This is a genomic window from Streptomyces rubradiris, from assembly GCF_016860525.1.
In the GTDB taxonomy this organism is placed as follows: Bacteria; Actinomycetota; Actinomycetes; order Streptomycetales; family Streptomycetaceae; genus Streptomyces; species Streptomyces rubradiris.
Genome location: NZ_BNEA01000015.1, coordinates 687,691 through 704,088, shown reverse-complemented (window position 1 = coordinate 704,088; position 16,398 = coordinate 687,691). Strand labels below are relative to the sequence as shown.

Here is a 16,398-nt window from a genome sequence, read left to right as displayed (position 1 = left end):
CCCGACGAGTGCCCCGCGCGGAACCGCCGTTCCGCCGGAGAAAGGCCCGTGGTCCCCATGAACGACACCTGCGCCGCCACCGCCGGCGCGGTCACCTTCGTCTGGCTCGGGATGGTGCTGGCGATCTCCTTCCTGGAGGCGCCGCTGAAGTTCCGCGCCCCGGGTGTGACGATCCCCGTCGGGCTGGCCATCGGCCGGCTGGTGTTCCGGGCGCTGAACGCCGTGGAAGTCGTCCTGGCGGCCGTCGTGCTCGTCGCGGTCGCGGTGGGCGGCGCCCCGGCCGGGATCATCGCGCCGGCCGCGGCGGTGGCGGCGCTCCTCGCCGTCCGGCTCGCCGTCGTCCGCCGGCTCACGCCACGACCAGGACCAGGGGGACGCCCCGGCACGGGACCAGGCGGGGGCCGTCGTGGGTGCCGGGGCGGGCGGTGTCGGGCAGTGCGCCGAAGTCCGGGCCCCGGGTGAGGGAACCGGCCAGGCGGGCGGTGTCGGCGGAGGCGGCGACCCGGCCGTGGGCGTTCACCAGGTGGGCCGGGCGGGGCAGGCCGCGCAGCAGCGGGAGCACGGCCGCCTCGAAGTGCCGCAGGTGTCCTCCAGCCGACGGGACCGTCACACGGCGCGGTCAGAGGGTGAGGCGTACGGCGACGAGCCGCGCCGTCGACTCCCTGACGCACCGCTCGGCCAGCGAGCCGGCCGTGTCGTCGGCCCCGTCCTGCACCGCGGCGACGACCCGGCGGTGCCGGTCCGCGACTTCTTCACGATATGCGTCCTCGGCGAGGACCAGACAGGGCAGCGCACCCACCTCGCCCTGGAGGGCGACCTGTTCGCGGGTGAGCCGTGCGGACTGTGCTGCGGCGGCGAGTTCGACATGGAAGCGGCCGTACAGCCGGCCGCGCGCCGCCGCGTCCCCGGCCCGCGCCAGCTCCCGTGCCGTACGGCGCAGCGGCTCCAGGCCCGCGGGACCGGCGCGCTCGGCGGCGAGCCGGGCGGCGGCGCCGGTCAGCGCGGCCCAGTGGTCCCCGAGATCGCGCAGTTCCGCGGTGCTCCAGTCGCGCAGCCGCTCCTTGAGCCGGTCGTCGGCGGGGACCTCGGGCAGCGCGACGAAGCTGCCGCCGCCCCGGCCCCGCCGGGTGGTGACCAGCCCCCGTTGCCGCAGGGCCATGAGCGCCTCGCGCAAGGTGACCGTGGAGACGCCCAGTTGCCCGGCCAGTTCGCTCTCGCCGGGGAGTTGCTCGCCGTCGGCGAGGAGGCCCAGCTCTATGGCGTCGCCTATGCGGCGGACGACCGCGTCGACGCGGGCCCGGGTGTCCACCGGGCTGAAGACGGCCCGGCGGGCGCCGCCGTCTGTCTCGGGCCGGCTCACGGTCACCACCTTGCTCGTCGGCTGAAGATTTACCCTGACGCCCTCTTGAGAGGCGACCTATGAGTTCATAGGTTTGAGGTCAACGCTGAGCGCGCCAGAAAGGTTCCCGTGTGGAGGAACTCGCGATCCGCTTGCAGGGACTTCGGAAGTCGTTCGGCGAGACGCCCGCCGTGGCCGGCGTCGACCTGGAGATACGCGACGGCGAGTTCTTCTCGATGCTCGGCCCGTCCGGCTCCGGGAAGACGACCCTCCTGAGACTGATCGCCGGGTTCGAGACGCCCGACCGGGGCCGGATCGAACTCGCGGGACAGGAGGTCACCGGCCTCGCCCCGTACGAGAGGGACGTGCACACCGTCTTCCAGGACTACGCGCTCTTCCCGCACATGACGGTCGAGCAGAACGTCGCCTACGGGCTGCGGGTGCGCAAGGTGCCGAAGGCCGAACGGCTGGCCCGCGCCCGCGAGGCGCTCGCCGAGGTCCGCCTCGAAGGCTACGGACGGCGGCGGCCCGACCGGCTCTCCGGCGGACAGCGGCAGCGCGTCGCGCTGGCCCGCGCGCTCGTCGGCCGCCCCAGCGTGCTCCTGCTCGATGAACCGCTCGGCGCCCTCGACCTGACGCTGCGCCGGCAGATGCAGGTCGAACTCAAGGCGCTCCAGCGGGACGTGGGCATCACCTTCGTCCTCGTCACCCACGACCAGGAGGAGGCCCTCACCATGAGCGACCGGATCGCCGTCGTGGACCGGGGCCGGATCGCCCAGACCGGCACGCCCGCGGAGATCTACGAACGTCCGGCGACCGCGTTCGTCGCCTCCTTCGTCGGCGTCTCCAACCTCCTCGACGGCGAGACGGCCCACCGCATCACCGGCTCCCAGGGCACCTACAGCATCCGCCCGGAGAAGATCCGCGTCCTGAACGAGTCCGCCGGACCGGACGAGCCGGAACACGCCACCGTCACCGGCACCGTGGCCGAGGTCGTCTATCTCGGGGACGCCACCCGCTTCGTGGTCGACCTGGACGGCGGCGGCCGGCTCACCGCGCTCCAGCAGAACCTGGAGACCTCCTCGGCGGACGTCGCCGCCTACCGCGGCACCCGGGTCCGCCTCCGCTGGCACCGCCGGCACGCCGTCCGGCTCCCTTCCTGATCCCCCCACCCCTGGAGAGCGCCGTGCGTCTCATCCGTACCCCGCGCGCCGCGGCCTTCTGCGCCGCCGCGCTGCTGCTCACCGCCGCCTGCGGCTCCTCCGGATCCGGCGGCTCGTCCGCCCCCGGCGTCCACCCGCCCGCCCTGAAGGCCCCGGCGGAGCTGGGCCGCACCGAGGGGCAGGTCAACCTGATCGCGTGGGCCGGCTATGTGGAGGACGGCTCCAACGATCCGCGCGCCGACTGGGTCGGCGGCTTCGAGAAGCGGACGGGCTGCCAGGTCCGGTCCAAGGTCGCCGCCAGCTCGGACGAGATGGTCAAACTGATGAAGACCGGCGCGTACGACGCCGTCTCCGCCTCCGGTGACGCCTCCCTGCGCCTGATCGCCTCCGGAGACGCGGCCCCCGTCAACACCGGCCTGGTCCCGAACTACAAGGACGTCTTCGACGGGCTGAAGAACGGCGCCTGGAACTCCGTGGACGGCCGGATGTACGGGATTCCGCACGGCCGGGGCGCGAACCTGCTGATGTACAACACCGAGAAGGTGACACCGGCGCCCACCTCCTGGTCGGCCGTCTTCGACGGCGCCGCCCGGTACAAGGGGCACGTCACCGCGTACGACTCACCGATCTACATCGCCGACGCGGCCCTGTATCTCAAGGCCCACCGGCCGGAGTTGGGGATCAGGAACCCGTACGCGCTCGACCGGAAGCAGTTCGACGCGGCCGTGGCGCTGCTGAAGCGGCAGAGCAGGTACGTGGGCGAGTACTGGAGCGACTACCTGAAGGAGGTCTCGGCCTTCAAGAGCGGTGACTCGGTGGTCGGCACGACCTGGCAGGTGATCGCCAACCTCACCGCCTCCGAGGGCGCCAAGGTCAAGGCGCTCGTGCCTGAGGAGGGTTCGACCGGCTGGTCGGACACCTGGATGGTCTCCAGCAAGGCCAAGCACCCCAACTGCGCCTACAAATGGCTGGACTGGATCATCTCACCCAAGGTCAACGCCCAGGTCGCCGAGTACTTCGGCGAGGCACCGGCCAATTCCCGGGCCTGCGCCGAGACCACCGACGAGAACTTCTGCGCGACGTACCACGCCGCCGACGAGGGCTACTGGAAGAAGATCGCCTTCTGGAACACGCCTGTCGAACAGTGCCTGGACGGCCGCCGGGACGTGACCTGCGTACCGTACGCCGAGTGGGTCCGCGCCTGGACCGGGATCAAGGGCTGAGCCGTGCGAACCGAAGCCGGGCGGCACCCGGCGCGGCGGCTCGCCGCGGTCCTGCGCCGCCGGCCCCGGCTGCGGCTGACCCTCCTGCTCACCGCCCCGCTGCTCTGGCTCACCGTCCTCTACCTCGGCTCGTTGGCGGTCCTGTTCGTCTCCGCGTTCTGGACGACGGACTCCTTCACCTCCCAGGTGGTGAAGGTCTGGTCGACGGACAACTTCCACGCCCTGCTGACCACACCCGTCTACCGCCAAGTGGTGCTGCGCAGCGTCGCGGTGGCCCTCGCGGTGACCGCGCTGTGCGCGCTGCTCGCCCTCCCGGTCGCCTTCTACACCGCCAGGGTGGCCCCGCCGCGCCGGCGACCGCTGCTGGTGGCGGCGATCCTCACGCCGCTGTGGGCGAGTTACCTCGTCAAGGTGTACGCCTGGCGGCTGATCCTGTCCCAGGGCGGACTCGCCGACTGGATGCTCGCCCCGTTCGGACTGCGCGGTCCCGGCTACGGGCTGCCCGCCACGGTGCTCACCCTGACGTACCTGTGGCTGCCGTACATGATCCTGCCGCTGCACACCGCGCTCGCACAGGTCCCGGACGGGCTGCTCGACGCGTCCGCCGACCTCGGGGCGCGGCCCGGCCGCACCTTCCGCTCGGTCGTGCTGCCCCTGGTGCTGCCGTCCGCCGCCGCCGGTTCCGTCTTCACGTTCTCGCTCAGCCTCGGCGACTACATCACCGTGCAGATCGTGGGCGGCAAGACCCAGCTCATCGGCAACCTCGTGTACTCCCACATCGACCTCGACCTGCCCATGGCCGCCGCGCTCGGCACCGTGCCCGTGGTCGTGATCGTCCTGTACCTGCTGGCGATCCGCCGGACCGGCGCCCTCGACAACCTGTAGGAAGGAGCGCCATGCGTCTCGGCCGCACCGCGCGGATCGCCCTGCGGACCGCCGCCGCGCTCGGCTTCGCGGTGATCTACGTCCCGCTGGGGCTGGTCCTGCTCAACTCCCTGAACCCCGACCGGAGCGCGGGCTGGCCGCCGCCGGGACTGACCGGGCACTGGTGGTCGGTGGCCGCGCACAACCCCGGTGTCCGGCAGGCGCTGTGGGTCTCGGTGAAGGCGGGGGTAGGGGCCACCGCCATAGCGCTGGTGCTCGGCACGCTCCTGGCCTTCGCGGTGGCCCGGTACCGCTTCTTCGGCCGGGACACGGTGTCCTTCCTGGTGGTGCTGCCGATCGCGCTGCCCGGCATCGTCACGGGCATCGCGCTGAACTCGGCCTTCGGCACGGTGTTGGAGCCGCTCGGGGTGGGCCTCGGGCTGTTCACCGTGATCGTCGGACACGCCACGTTCTGTGTCGTCGTGGTCTTCAACAACGTGGTGGCCCGGCTGCGCCGTACTGCCGGTTCGTACGAGGAGGCGGCCCAGGACCTCGGCGCGAGCGGCTTGCGGGCCTTCGTGGACGTCACGTTCCCGCTCGTGCGCTCCGCGCTGCTGGCGGGCGCGCTGCTCGCCTTCGCGCTGTCCTTCGACGAGATCGTGGTCACCACGTTCACCGCGGGTCCGGGCGTCCAGACCCTCCCGCTGTGGATCTTCGACAACATGGCCCGGCCGCGGCAGGCACCGGTGGTGAACGTCGTGGCCGCGGTACTGGTCCTGCTGTCGGTGATCCCGGTCTACCTCGCCCAGCGGCTGTCCGCGGACACGGCGCCGTCGAGCCGCGTCTAGGTCCGGGCGGACAAGGCGGGGGGCCGAAGCCGGGCCGAGTACGAGGTGGGGGCCGAAGCCGGGCCGGCTCCGGCCCCCGGTGCGCGGACGGCTCAGGCGGCGGAGCCCACGTTGCCGTGCAGGCGGGCCACGACCTCGGTCAGCTGGGCGGCGACCTCGGCGTCGTCGGACGGGTGGGTCTCGGCGAAGCGGGTGACGGAACCCGGGATGGACAGCTTGATGTCCTCTATCACCTTGCCGCCGGCGATGCCCACGGCCTTGCGGGTGTCGTCCTGGGCCCACACGCCGCCGTACTGGCCGTAGGCGGTGCCGACCACGGCGACGGGCTTGCCGCCGAAGGCGCCGGCGCCGAACGGGCGGGACAGCCAGTCGATGGCGTTCTTCAGCACGGCCGGGATGGTGCCGTTGTACTCGGGGGAGAACAGCAGGAAGGCGTCGGTGGCCTGGGCGGCCTCGCGCAGCTTGACGGCGGCGGCCGGCACGCTGCCCTCCACGTCGATGTCCTCGTTGTAGAACGGGACCTCGGCCAGACCCTCGAAGATCTCGACCTCGGCGCCCTCCGGCGCGAGCTTCACGGCCGCCTCGGCGAGCTGGCGGTTGTGCGAACCGGCGCGGAGGCTGCCGACGAGCGCGAGGATGCGAACAGACATGGGAACTCCAAGGGGCTGAAACATCGCTGGGACGATCCGGACCGAAGTCCGTTTAAGTGTGTACCACCTCAAGCGGACCACGGTCCAGTTCTGTTCCCGATGCTTTACGCTGTCGACATGTCCAGCGCTCTGCCGCCCTTCCCGAAGCCTCAAGAGCCCTTCGACGCCCCCTTCCTGCTGGAGGTCGGCACGGCTCCCGGCGAGCCGGTCCTGCGCGCCGACGCGGCCCGCAACCGAGCCCGACTCCTGGAGGCCGCCGCCCGGCTGATCGCGGAGCACGGGGTGGCCGGGGTCACCATGGAGGCGGTCGCCGCGGCGGCCGACGTGGGCAAGGGCACCGTCTTCCGCCGCTTCGGCGACCGCACCGGGCTGCTGATGGCCCTCCTCGACCACTCGGCCCGCCGGCTCCAGGCCGACTTCATGGGCGGGCCCCCGCCGCTGGGCCCCGGCGCGCCGCCCCTGGAGCGGCTGCGGGCGTTCGGCGTGGCGGTGCTGTACCGCACGGCCGAACAGCTGGATTTGCAACTGGCCGCCCAGCCCGAGCCGCCCCGACGGTTCGTCCACCCGGCAGTCGGGGCGCTGCGCGCGCACCTCACGATGCTGCTCCGGCAGACCGTGCCCGACGGCGACTGCGACCTGCTCGCCCACACGCTGCTCGCCTCGCTGGACCCCGCGCTGATCCATCACCTCACCCGGCAGCGCGAGATGCCCATGGAGCGCCTGGAGGCCGCCTGGCTCGACCTGGTCGCCCGGGTGACCCGCACGGACCCGCCGGGCTGACCGGCCCCGAGCCGTCACCCGGAGCCCGCCGAGACCGTCGTGGCGCCACTGCCCGCCCCCACCCGGGAACCGGTCCGCGCCCGCCGGCCGAACCCCCTGGCCGAGATCGGCCGGCCGGGCCGGCGGTCAGCCCCCGTGGCCGCCGTCGGGTTGGCCGGTCCGGCGGTCAGTCCCGTGGCCGGCGCCGGGTCGGCCGGTCCGGCGGTCAGTCCCCCTGGCCGGTGAACATCTCCACCAGTGCCCGCGGGGCGTCGGCGGCGAACAGCAGTTCCTGACCGCGGGCGGACTCCGCCGCCGACGCCTCGGCACGCGGGAACATCCGGGCCTCGTACGATGCCAGCGCGGCCTCCGTGTCGTCGGGGTGCGCGGCCAGCGCCAGGCCCAGTTCGGCGCCGTCGAGCAGGGCCAGGTTCGCGCCCTCGCCCGCGAACGGGGACATCAGGTGGGCGGCGTCGCCGAGCAGGGTCACCCCGGGCACCCGGTCCCAGCGGTGCCCCACCGGCAGCGCGTGGATCCGGCGGGGCACCAGCGCCCCGTCCGCGTCGGCGACCAGCGCCCGCAGCCGCTCGTCCCAGCCGTCGAACTCCTTGAGCACGGCGGCCTTCGCCGCCTCGGTGTCGGTGAAGTCGATGCCGTCCAGCCAGTCCTCCGGCGCGACCACGGCCGTGTACACGTGCAGGCTGCCGTCGGGTTCGCGGTGCGCGAGGAACCCGCGGCCGGGGCCGAGCGCGAAGAACATGCCACCGCCGACCACCTCCGCGCTCACCGGGTGGCGCCGGTCCGCCTCCCGCAGGTCCGCCTCCACGAACGACACGCCCGTGTACGCGGGCCGGGCGGCGGAGACCAGGGTCCGGACCCGGGACCAGGCGCCGTCCGCGCCGACCAGCACGCCGGTGGTGAACTCGGAGCCGTCCGCGAGCGTCACCAGGTGCCGTCCGCCCTCCAGCGGGCGGGCACCGACGACCTTGGCGTCCCACCGGACGGTGCCCGCGGGCAGCGACCCGAGCAGCAGCTCGCGCAGGTCGCCCCGGTCTATTTCGGGGCGCCCGCCCGTTCCGTCGTCGACCTGCGCGAGCCGGACGGTGCCGTCCTGCCCGAGGACCCGGGTGGCCTGGCCGCCGGCGTGGACGCGGGCCAGGAACTCCTCGTGCAGGCCGGCGGCCCGCAGCGCCTCCTGGCCGGTGTCGTCGTGGATGTCGAGCATGCCGCCCTGGGCCCGGGCGCGGGGCGACGCGTCCAGGTCGAACAGCGCGGCCTCGATGCCGTGCACGTGCAGCACACGGGCGAGGGCGAGCCCGCCGAGGCCCGCGCCGACGACGGCGACGCGATGGTGGGGGAGAGGCGCGGTGGTCATGGGGTCTCCTGGCCTTCGGTCGGTACGGCGGTCCGCTCGATGCCGGTGATCAGGGTCTGGAAGGCCCACGACAGGCGGGCCTCGGGGGTGCCGGACAGCAGCGCCCCGGCGTCGGCGGCGATGTGCGGATGGGTGGCGGCGGGCGCCTCGCGCAGGGCCCGGGCCGCCGCCTCCCAGGCGGCCGGGGACTCCTCCCCGGCGTGCTCGGCGGCGGTCGCGGTGGCGTGCTGGAGCAGCAGGTCCACGCCCCAGGCGGCCTGGGCCCGGGGGACCCCGCCCTCCCGCAGCAGGCCGAGCAGGGTCTCGATCAGGCGCAGATAGTGCGGGCCGCTCGGCCGCGCGGTCAGTGCCGACCGGGCCAGGGAGGGGTGTTCGAGGAGCATCGCGGTGTAGCGGGTGAGCACCCGCTCCAGCCGTTCCCGCCAGCCGCCCTCGGCCGGCGCCGGGCCGACCGTGCCGAGCAGCTCGTCCAGAACGGCCGCGTGCAGCTCGTCGGTGTTGCGGACGTACACGTAGAGCGAGGCGGGGCCGGTGTCGAGTTCCTGCGCCAGCCGGCGCATCGTCACCTTGCGCAGTCCTTCGGCGCGCAGGATCGCGACGGCGGCGGCGACGATGCCCTCCCGGGTCAGGGCGGGCTTGGCGGGACGCTCCCGGCGGGAGCGGGGGGCAGCGGTCATGGGACCAGCGTAACGAACGTGTTCGTCGCGAACAAGTTCGTGTCGAACACGTTCGCCCGTACTGGCGCAGCCGGGTCTGGACGCGGTTGCGCAGGGGATCGGCGGGCTATCCCTCCTCCTGGTAGCCGCTCGCCTGCAAGGTGAACAGCTTGGCGTACGTTCCTCCGCCCAGGAGGAGCGCGTCGTGGGTGCCCTCCTCGGCGATCCGGCCGTCAGCCAGGACGACGATCCGGTCGGCGTCGCGCACCGCGCCGAGCCGGTGGGAGATCAACAGGCTGGTGCGGTGGGCCCGATGGTGGCGCAGGCGCAGATGGACGTCGTGTTCGGCCTCGGCGTCGAGGCCGGAGCTCGGCTCGTCGAGGATGAGCAGGTCGGGCTCGTCGCGGACGAAGGCCCGGGCCAGAGCCAGGCGTTGCCATTGGCCCCCGGACAGCGTCGTCCCCGTCTCGTCGTCGTGCTGGGCCTCCTGCGCGTACGTCCGGCTCAGCATGGTGTCGTAACCGTAAGGGAGTCGGGTCAGCATGTCGTGCACCCCCGCCCTGTGCGCCGCTTCCCGGATCCTGCCCGGTGCCGTGAGCGCCTCGACGTCACCGATGGCGATGTTCTCAGCGGCCGTGAGGTCGTAGGGCACGTAGTCCTGGAACACGGCGCCGAGGCGCCGGCGCAACTGCGGCACCGGTACCTGGCGGATGTCCACGCCGTCCCAGAGCACCGCGCCGCGCGTCGGGTCGTAGAACCGGCAGAGGAGTTTCACGAGGGTGCTCTTGCCCGCCCCGTTCTGGCCCACGAGGGCCACGGCCTCCCCGTACGGGAGGAACAGGTTCACTCCGCGCAGGATCCACGGGTGGTCCTCGGCGTAGCGGAACCAGACGTCGCGGAATTCCACCCCCTTGCGCAGAGCGGGCAGGTGTGCCTGCGCACGCGGTGGGTCGGGTGGGCCCTGCAGGTCCGGCCCCGCCCGTACGACCGCGAGGTAGTGGCCCATCATCAGCAAGTGCTGGTGCGCGTCGGCGAGTGATCGGATGACACCGGACAACGCGCTCTGCACGCCGACGACGGCGGCCACGAACATGGACACGTCCCCGACCGTCAGCTGACCGCGCCGGGCCGCGAGTGCCGCCCAGATCAGACCGGTCCCGGCAATGAACGCGCTGATCACGGCGAGCAGACTCTGCGTCAGGAACTCGCGGCGGTCCGTGCGGTGGGTCTCGGCGTCGACGGTCCGGCGTTCCGCGAGCATCCGCTCCTTGAGGAAACCGCTCGCTCCGAACAGGCGCACCTCCTTGGCCGCGTCAAGGCTGGAGAGCAGCATCTGGTAGAAGAACGCGCGCCGTTGGGCCGCGCTCACACGCCATTCCGTACGTGCCCGGCGGCGGGAGAGCTTCAGCTCGGCGATCAGAGCCGGTATGGCGCCGGCAGTGACCAGCATGGTCATCGTCGCGTCCATCGCGTACAACGCGGTCAGGAAACCGACGGCGGTCAGCGCGCCGCCTCCGACCCGCAGGCTGCCGTCCACCAGGCGCCCGATCGACTGCCCGGCCGCTCCGCGCGCCATGCGCAGCCGGTCCTGGAAGGCGGGGTTCTCGAACCGCGCCAGACCGTGGAAGGAGTTCACCGCGCTGTACAGACGGTCCACCGCGCGCAGGCTCACCGCTCGATCGAACCGCGCGCCCAGGAACTGGCGCAGCAACGGCAGCACCGCCGCCACCAGTCCCGTGGCGGCCAGCCCCGCGGCCAGGGCGAAGAGCTCCGTTCCCGCGACACCGGTGAGGCGGTCCAGGACGAGCCTGGTCAGCCAGGCCGTCACTACGGGAACCGCCGCCAGCCCTGTCGTGAGGGCCGCGAGCACCGCCAGGTTCCAAGGCGCCGCCCGCCAGGCCAGGACAGCGGTGCTGCGTACGGTGTCCGCCGCGGCCCTGGCGGTGATCCTGTCCTGCGCCTCGCTCATACCGCTCATACGCCGGCGCTCGCCCGGTCCCGGTCACGCACCGACCTGCGCGGCAGGATGCGCCCCGTGCCGGCGATCCGGCCGTCAGCGCCCATCTCGGCATACGCGGGCAGACCCTGGAGGGCGAAGGCCGTGGTGAGGTCGCCGCCCATGTCGGTGACCGCCACGCGTGCCACCGGGGTCAGGCGTTCCACATACGGTTCGATGTCGCCCGGCTCGTCCCCGTCCCGGATGACGACGGCCAGCACGTGGGCCCGGCCGTACTCGCGGGCCCGCTCCACCACATGAGGCAGGGTCTCCTCACAGGCGGGGCAGTCCGGTGACACGAAGACGACCATGAGCCCGTCGGGCAGGTTCTCGTGGGTGAAGGTCCGCCCGTCGGTGTCCACGGCGGAGAAGGCACCCACCGGTACCCCGACGGCGAGTCCCGAGGCCCGGTCCCACCCCTCGCCCGCCGGTGCGGCGGGGCGCTCCCGGAGCCGGCGGACGACTCCGAAGGTCAAAGCCAGGTTGAAGAGGCCCAGGAGCGCGAGCAGGAGTACGGCGGCGGTCAGGTACGGCATGGCGGAGCGTCCTTCCAGCAGTATGCGTTCGGAAAACGGGTTCAGTCGCCGCGCGTCAGGCGCCGGACGACGATGCCGACGATCTGGTGTTCGCGGAAGTAGCCGCAGAACCGCGAATCCAGGCTTTCGGCGGGATTGTCGCCCAGCAGGACCACCCGGCCGGGCGGCACCCGGGCGCCGGGCCCCTCCGGTACAGCGAGGGCGACATGCCCCGGCAGCGGGTCGCCCGGTACCGCCACCGCACGCTTGATCAGCCAGGTCGGCAGCGTTGCCCAGCGCTCGCCGGCCGGAGGGCGGGACACCACGAGATCACCCGTGCGTACCCGGGCGAGCGCGGAACGGCGGACCAGCACCCGGTCCCCCTCGGCGAGGGTGGGGAGCATGCTGACGCCGACGACGGTGACGACGACGTACCGCCGCCGGGTCAGAACCACCCCGCTGACCGCCAGTGCGACCAGCACGGCGCCCGCCATGGTGAGGTTCATCCGCGGGCCCTCCCGGCGCTCTTCGGGTCCGGCCGGCTCAGCAGATACGCCAGTTCGTCCAGGGCGACGGTGACGAGCGCGAGGAACACCCCCGCGCCGGCCGTGAACAGGAGCACGGCGGGCCGCGGGGCGGCGGTGTCGCCCGTCGTCACGAGCCGGGCCACCAGACCGGCCGAGGCCGCGCACAGGAGACCCACGTTGCGCAGCACGTGCCGGAGGGCGACGGGCTGTCCGCCGCCGCCGAAGCAGTGGCAGGCCACTGTCTCCTCCCGGCGCAGCGCGCCGGCCAGCACGGCGGTGAACGCCGCCAGCAGTACGGCGGCCAGAGCGAAGCCGGCTGTCACGGTCGTGGGCACCGCGAGAGCGCCGACCACCGCCGTCTCGGCGCCGACGACGAGCACGGCGACAGGTCCGGTCCGGCCGCGCAGGGCGGGGACCAGCCGAGCCATCGCGACCCTGAAGCCCGTGTAGGCGGCGCCGCCGCGGATCTTGCCGACCACTGAGCAGAAGAAGACCAGGCCGAGGAAGATCCGGCCGGTGTCGATCAGATGGTTCACCGGGCTGAGTCCTTCGGTTGACCGGAGCGGGGTGCGACGGGGAGGCACGGGCCGGCCCGCCCCCTCAGGGCGGCCCGACCCGTGCCCGCGACGTCAGGACCTCAGCAACCACACCACTTCATGTAGTCCCGGTCGTTGCACGGGTCGTACGCCCAGTACGCCTTGTTCTGCGCACACCCGCTGTAGGGAATGCACTCGTACTGCCAGCACGCCACAGCCGAGGCCGATGCCTTGGGTGCCACCTTCTCCAGCAGACGGTCCGAGACCGCCCGAATGACGACACGCATGATCTGTTCCTCCTCCGGAGGTGGGGGACGGCGTCCCCGGGAAGTGCCCGGGGAGCCTGACCCCCGTGGACGGCAACGAGACTGCGCAGCGGCACCCGTCCGGCACAACCGCCTCCGCTCGTCCCGGACATACCGCCGCTGTCCGGTGTGGTCACAGGCGTGTCCGCATCGTGTCCGGCGTTGTCCGGACCGGCGGGAGCAGCCGGCGGGGGGCTCAGGTGTGAGAGAGAAGCGTCGGGCGTGAAGGGAGATGTCCCATACCTTCCGCTGTTTGTCCGGATCTGCGTTTGTCGGGCCGGGCCGGACCCAAGAGCATGTGGACGTGAGCACGGACAGCGTGGGAAAGCTCGACCCGCAGGGAGTGAGTGACGCCGCGGCCCTCGTTCAGCTGCTGCGCGAGCTCAAGCAGCGGTCCGGCCTCACCCTGCGCGAGTTGGAGGAACGGGCCCGCGCGCGGGGAGAGCTCCTGGCGCGCAGCACGGTCAGTGACATGCTCCGGGGCATACGTCTGCCGGCCCCCGGGACCGTGGCAGCGTTCGTCCGGGCCTGTGGTGCGCACGAAACGGACGTCGACGCCTGGCTGGAGGCCAGGCAACGGGCCGAGGAAGCGGCGAGTGCACGGCCGTCCGGGCCCGCCCCCGATCCGGACCCTGACATCGTTGCCGGGGCCCGGCGGACCCGCTCACGGGTGACGGCCCTGAGGCTCGGCGGGCTGACCCGGCGGGCCCGGTCGTGGGTCCTGGTCGGGGAGCTCACGACGTGTCTGGTCGCTGTCGCCGTATGGGCGCTCTCGGCGGTCCTCGGGGCTGCTCCCCCCTCACCGGCCGTCCCGCCTGACGTGAACACGGCGGCCCGGGATTCCCTGCGGGGCTTCGCGGAGATCCGTCCGGCCCGCACTCCCCAGCTGTGTCTCACCGAGGGCCGGGACACCCAGGGCGCATACCTGAATGCCGTCGCGGCACAACTCCCCTGCGAGGAGGCCCGGCCACCGCACACGTACCTACGGCCGGTCGAACCCAGCGCGGCGACGACGTCGTACTTCATCGAGTGGCAGCACCCGCAGCACGGGTGGGGCTGTCTGACCGTGCGACGCGAGGGGCCCGGCAAGGACCTGCTGGAACCGTGGCCGTCGAGGAGTTGCGACGCTCATCGTGCCTATCAGCACTTCCGCATCGAGCCCGCCGCCACGACCGACGGCCGTTACCGCCTGCGCCTGGAGGGCACTCAGCGGTGCGTGGGCCTCCGCGGCGATTCCACCGAGAAGGGGGCCGACGCGATGGTGGAACCCTGTGGCAAGGCAGCGGACCAGGAGTTCCTGATCAGGTCCGCGGCCTGACGCGGGACTCCTGATGGTGCGGCGGGCGCGGCTGAGGGCCGCCGACCTCGCCCACGACGACGGGTACGCCATGCCGCTGTTGCGGCTCTCCGGTACGACGGCGTACGTGTTCCCGAGGACATCGCCGCGGCCGGCGCCGACGACCTGACGCCCGTGCGGCCGCCGCGGCCCCGGCTCGGCGCCGCGCACATCGCGGCCCCCGGCGCGCGGCCTCGTCGCGCTGGACGTCCGCGGTGCGCGACCCCGGCGGCGAGCCGGGACGCACACCGTACCGGGGGGTCTCCCCGGTGCGGCGCGAGCCCGGCCGGCCCGTGCGGCGACGCTCGGCGTCCCCAGGGGGCGCCGAGGTGCTGCCCTGCCGTACGGGGGCCTAGCGCGGGGCCTGCCCCTGCTGGGCGGCGACGCTCTTGCGGACCTCGTCCATGTCCAGTGCGCGGGCCTGCTCGATCAGGTCCGCGAGGGCCGGCGCGGGCAGGGCGCCCGGCTGGGCGTAGACCGCGACCTGGTCGCGGACGATCATGAGCGTCGGGATCGACCGGATCTCGAAGGCCGCGGCCAGCTCCGGCTGCGCCTCGGTGTCCACCTTGCCGAACACCAGGTCCGGGTTGTCCTCGGCCGCCTTCTCGTACACGGGCGCGAACGACCGGCACGGCCCGCACCAGGACGCCCAGAAGTCGATCAGAACGAACTCGTTCCCGGAGACCGTCTCGTCGAAGTTCTCCTTGGTCAGTTCCACGGTGCTGGTCATGGCGTGCTTCCCTCTTCCTGGTGTGGGGTGTGCCGACGGCGCAAACACGGCCGCCGGGCCGCCTATTCCAGCCGTGCACACCGGTGTTCCGCGCGCGTACCCATGTGGCCGCGGCGCACACCACCCACCAGACTGACCCCATGACGGAAACGGAATCGAACACGTACGACGTCGTGGTGATCGGGGCGGGCCCGGTGGGCGAGAACGTCGCCGACCGGACCCGGGCGGCCGGGCTGACCACCGCCGTCGTGGAGAGCGAACTGCTCGGCGGCGAGTGCTCGTACTGGGCCTGCATGCCCAGCAAGGCCCTGCTCAGGCCGGTCATCGCCCAGGCCGACGCCCGCCGCCTGCCCGGCCTCGCCCAGGCCGCGCGGAGCCCGCTCGACACCCCGGCCGTGCTGGCCCGACGCGATGAGTACACCTCCCACTGGCAGGACGACGGGCAGGCCGACTGGCTCGCGGGCACCGGCGCCGACCTGTACCGCGGCCACGGCCGGCTCGCCGGCCCGCGCAAGGTCACCGTCACCGGCCCCGACGGCACCCTGACCACGCTCACCGCCCGGCACGCCGTCGCCGTCGCCACCGGAACCCGCGCCCAACTGCCCGACCTGCCCGGCCTCGCCGACGTCGGGCCCTGGACCAGCCGCGAGGCCACCAGTGCCAAGGCGGCCCCCGGGCGGCTCATCGTCGTCGGCGGCGGGGTCGTCGCCACCGAAATGGCCACCGCCTGGCAGGCCCTCGGCTCCCGGGTCACCCTGCTGGTCCGCGGCAAGGGCCTGCTGAACCGGATGGAGCCGTTCGCCGGGGAACTGGTCGCCGAGGCCCTCACCGAGGCGGGCGCCGACATCCGCACCGGCACCTCCGTGGAGTCCGTCCGCCGCGAGAACGGCACCGTCGTGGCGGTCACCTCCGCCGGCGACCGGATCGAGGCCGACGAGATCCTCTTCGCCACCGGACGCGCCCCGCGCACCGACGACCTCGGCCTGGAGACCGTCGGCCTGGAACCCGGCTCCTGGCCGGCCACCGACGACAGCCTCCGCGTCACCGGCACCGACTGGCTGTACGCGGTCGGCGACGTCAACCACCGGGCCCTCCTCACCCACCAGGGCAAGTACCAGGCCCGCATCGCCGGCGCCGCGATCGCCGCCCGAGCCGCCGGCGACACCCTCCTGGAGGAGCCCTGGGGCGCCCACGCGGCGACGGCCGACCACCACGCGGTACCCCAGGTCGTCTTCACCGACCCCGAGGCCGCCGCCGTCGGCCTCTCCCTCGCCGAGGCCGAGCAGGCCGGGCACCGGGTGCGCGCCGTGGACGTCGAGTTCTCCTCCGTGGCGGGCGCCGGCCTGTACGGCGACGGCTACCGGGGCCGCGCCCGCATGGTCGTCGACCTGGAGGACGAGATCCTGCGCGGAGTCACCTTCGTCGGCCCCGGCGTCGGCGAACTGATCCACTCGGCCACCATCGCGATCGCCGGCCGCGTCCCGGTCGGCCGCCTGTGGCACGCGGTCCCGTCCTACCCGACCCTGAGCGAGGTGTGGCTGCGACTGCTGGAGGCGTACCGGGACAACTGACCGCG

General features: G+C 73.2%; 18 protein-coding genes and 2 pseudogenes. 9 read left to right on the top strand and 11 right to left on the bottom strand.

Translation table 11 applies throughout. The annotated features are described in order from the left end of the window. Nucleotides 1-57 precede the first annotated feature (57 nt). Nucleotides 58-345 (top strand): annotated as a pseudogene (locus Srubr_RS40765) (hypothetical protein); the annotation flags it as partial. A gap of 4 nt (nucleotides 346-349) precedes the next feature. Here Srubr_RS40765 and Srubr_RS16465 read toward each other — a convergent pair. Next, nucleotides 350-589: pseudogene (locus Srubr_RS16465) on the bottom strand (hypothetical protein); the annotation flags it as partial. Nucleotides 590-619: 30 nt separating this feature from the next. Beyond that, nucleotides 620-1,360, bottom strand: coding sequence for a FadR/GntR family transcriptional regulator (locus Srubr_RS16460; protein WP_189989183.1), 741 nt, complete (start codon nucleotides 1,358-1,360; stop codon nucleotides 620-622). A 110-nt stretch (nucleotides 1,361-1,470) separates the two neighbouring features. On the opposite strand from Srubr_RS16460, the gene Srubr_RS16455 reads away from it, so the two are divergent. The 4 genes from Srubr_RS16455 to Srubr_RS16440 are packed head-to-tail and all read left to right on the top strand — an operon-like array spanning nucleotide 1,471 to nucleotide 5,437. After that, nucleotides 1,471-2,502, top strand: a complete 1,032-nt coding sequence (locus tag Srubr_RS16455) for an ABC transporter ATP-binding protein (RefSeq protein WP_189989181.1) — start codon at nucleotides 1,471-1,473, stop codon at nucleotides 2,500-2,502. Between the two features lie 23 nt (nucleotides 2,503-2,525). Continuing rightward, nucleotides 2,526-3,725: an ABC transporter substrate-binding protein gene (locus Srubr_RS16450; protein WP_189989179.1), complete on the top strand. Its 1,200-nt coding sequence runs from the start codon at nucleotides 2,526-2,528 to the stop codon at nucleotides 3,723-3,725. 3 nt (nucleotides 3,726-3,728) lie between these two features. Further along, nucleotides 3,729-4,610, top strand: a complete 882-nt coding sequence (locus tag Srubr_RS16445) for an ABC transporter permease (RefSeq protein WP_189989177.1) — start codon at nucleotides 3,729-3,731, stop codon at nucleotides 4,608-4,610. An 11-nt stretch (nucleotides 4,611-4,621) separates the two neighbouring features. Next, a complete protein-coding gene (locus Srubr_RS16440; protein WP_189989175.1) occupies nucleotides 4,622-5,437 on the top strand; it encodes an ABC transporter permease in 816 nt (271 codons plus the stop codon). 92 nt (nucleotides 5,438-5,529) lie between these two features. Here the strand turns inward: Srubr_RS16440 and Srubr_RS16435 are convergent, their stop codons facing one another. Next, nucleotides 5,530-6,087, bottom strand: a complete 558-nt coding sequence (locus tag Srubr_RS16435; protein WP_189989173.1) for an NADPH-dependent FMN reductase — start codon at nucleotides 6,085-6,087, stop codon at nucleotides 5,530-5,532. Nucleotides 6,088-6,186: 99 nt separating this feature from the next. Between Srubr_RS16435 and Srubr_RS16430 the strand changes: the two genes are divergently transcribed. Further along, a complete protein-coding gene (locus tag Srubr_RS16430; protein ID WP_189989171.1) occupies nucleotides 6,187-6,867 on the top strand; it encodes a TetR/AcrR family transcriptional regulator in 681 nt (226 codons plus the stop codon). A 205-nt stretch (nucleotides 6,868-7,072) separates the two neighbouring features. On the opposite strand, the gene Srubr_RS16425 is transcribed toward Srubr_RS16430, so the two are convergent. From Srubr_RS16425 to Srubr_RS16395, 7 genes are all read right to left on the bottom strand, one after another. Then, nucleotides 7,073-8,221 carry an FAD-dependent oxidoreductase gene (locus Srubr_RS16425; protein WP_189989169.1) on the bottom strand — a complete coding sequence of 383 codons (1,149 nt, stop codon included), beginning with the start codon at nucleotides 8,219-8,221 and terminating at the stop codon, nucleotides 7,073-7,075. Continuing rightward, nucleotides 8,218-8,898, bottom strand: a complete 681-nt coding sequence (locus tag Srubr_RS16420; RefSeq protein WP_189989167.1) for a TetR/AcrR family transcriptional regulator — start codon at nucleotides 8,896-8,898, stop codon at nucleotides 8,218-8,220. Before Srubr_RS16420 ends, Srubr_RS16425 begins: the two co-directional genes overlap by 4 nt. A 106-nt stretch (nucleotides 8,899-9,004) precedes the next feature. Next, nucleotides 9,005-10,855, bottom strand: coding sequence for an ABC transporter ATP-binding protein (locus tag Srubr_RS16415; protein WP_189989165.1), 1,851 nt, complete (start codon nucleotides 10,853-10,855; stop codon nucleotides 9,005-9,007). Then, the gene (locus Srubr_RS16410; RefSeq protein WP_189989163.1) at nucleotides 10,852-11,409 is read right to left on the bottom strand and encodes a TlpA family protein disulfide reductase; all 558 of its coding nucleotides are present in this window, start codon (nucleotides 11,407-11,409) and stop codon (nucleotides 10,852-10,854) included. Before Srubr_RS16410 ends, Srubr_RS16415 begins: the two co-directional genes overlap by 4 nt. A gap of 41 nt (nucleotides 11,410-11,450) precedes the next feature. After that, entirely contained in the window at nucleotides 11,451-11,894 is a 444-nt protein-coding gene (locus tag Srubr_RS16405; RefSeq protein WP_189989161.1) for a S26 family signal peptidase, read from the bottom strand. Beyond that, entirely contained in the window at nucleotides 11,891-12,451 is a 561-nt protein-coding gene (locus tag Srubr_RS16400) for a MauE/DoxX family redox-associated membrane protein (protein WP_189989159.1), read from the bottom strand. The genes Srubr_RS16405 and Srubr_RS16400 overlap by 4 nt, the downstream gene beginning before the upstream one ends. A 101-nt stretch (nucleotides 12,452-12,552) precedes the next feature. Further along, nucleotides 12,553-12,738 (bottom strand): hypothetical protein, encoded by a 186-nt coding sequence (locus Srubr_RS16395; RefSeq protein ID WP_189989157.1) that lies wholly within the window; start codon nucleotides 12,736-12,738, stop codon nucleotides 12,553-12,555. Nucleotides 12,739-13,060: 322 nt separating this feature from the next. On the opposite strand from Srubr_RS16395, the gene Srubr_RS16390 reads away from it, so the two are divergent. Next, nucleotides 13,061-14,074, top strand: coding sequence for a helix-turn-helix domain-containing protein (locus Srubr_RS16390; RefSeq protein WP_189989155.1), 1,014 nt, complete (start codon nucleotides 13,061-13,063; stop codon nucleotides 14,072-14,074). A 13-nt stretch (nucleotides 14,075-14,087) separates the two neighbouring features. Further along, complete coding sequence (locus tag Srubr_RS41435; RefSeq protein ID WP_268257558.1) at nucleotides 14,088-14,222, top strand: hypothetical protein; 135 nt, start codon at nucleotides 14,088-14,090, stop codon at nucleotides 14,220-14,222. Nucleotides 14,223-14,444: 222 nt separating this feature from the next. On the opposite strand, the gene trxA is transcribed toward Srubr_RS41435, so the two are convergent. Further along, nucleotides 14,445-14,822, bottom strand: a complete 378-nt coding sequence (gene trxA, locus Srubr_RS16385; RefSeq protein ID WP_189989152.1) for a thioredoxin — start codon at nucleotides 14,820-14,822, stop codon at nucleotides 14,445-14,447. A 140-nt stretch (nucleotides 14,823-14,962) separates the two neighbouring features. Between trxA and Srubr_RS16380 the strand changes: the two genes are divergently transcribed. Further along, entirely contained in the window at nucleotides 14,963-16,393 is a 1,431-nt protein-coding gene (locus tag Srubr_RS16380) for a dihydrolipoyl dehydrogenase family protein (RefSeq protein WP_189989150.1), read from the top strand. Nucleotides 16,394-16,398: the final 5 nt, after the last annotated feature.

What these genes read in the sequence shown, in the direction of transcription:
- Srubr_RS16440 (WP_189989175.1), top strand. Translation starts at nt 4,622, where the DNA reads ATGCGTCTCGGCCGCACCGCGCGGATCGCCCTGCGGACCGCCGCCGCG.
- Srubr_RS16435 (WP_189989173.1), bottom strand. Translation starts at nt 6,087, where the DNA reads ATGTCTGTTCGCATCCTCGCGCTCGTCGGCAGCCTCCGCGCCGGTTCG.
- Srubr_RS16430 (WP_189989171.1), top strand. Translation starts at nt 6,187, where the DNA reads ATGCTTTACGCTGTCGACATGTCCAGCGCTCTGCCGCCCTTCCCGAAG.
- Srubr_RS16425 (WP_189989169.1), bottom strand. Translation starts at nt 8,221, where the DNA reads ATGACCACCGCGCCTCTCCCCCACCATCGCGTCGCCGTCGTCGGCGCG.
- Srubr_RS16420 (WP_189989167.1), bottom strand. Translation starts at nt 8,898, where the DNA reads ATGACCGCTGCCCCCCGCTCCCGCCGGGAGCGTCCCGCCAAGCCCGCC.
- Srubr_RS16415 (WP_189989165.1), bottom strand. Translation starts at nt 10,855, where the DNA reads ATGAGCGGTATGAGCGAGGCGCAGGACAGGATCACCGCCAGGGCCGCG.
- Srubr_RS16410 (WP_189989163.1), bottom strand. Translation starts at nt 11,409, where the DNA reads ATGCCGTACCTGACCGCCGCCGTACTCCTGCTCGCGCTCCTGGGCCTC.
- Srubr_RS16405 (WP_189989161.1), bottom strand. Translation starts at nt 11,894, where the DNA reads ATGAACCTCACCATGGCGGGCGCCGTGCTGGTCGCACTGGCGGTCAGC.
- Srubr_RS16395 (WP_189989157.1), bottom strand. Translation starts at nt 12,738, where the DNA reads ATGCGTGTCGTCATTCGGGCGGTCTCGGACCGTCTGCTGGAGAAGGTG.
- Srubr_RS41435 (WP_268257558.1), top strand. Translation starts at nt 14,088, where the DNA reads ATGGTGCGGCGGGCGCGGCTGAGGGCCGCCGACCTCGCCCACGACGAC.
- trxA (WP_189989152.1), bottom strand. Translation starts at nt 14,822, where the DNA reads ATGACCAGCACCGTGGAACTGACCAAGGAGAACTTCGACGAGACGGTC.
- Srubr_RS16380 (WP_189989150.1), top strand. Translation starts at nt 14,963, where the DNA reads ATGACGGAAACGGAATCGAACACGTACGACGTCGTGGTGATCGGGGCG.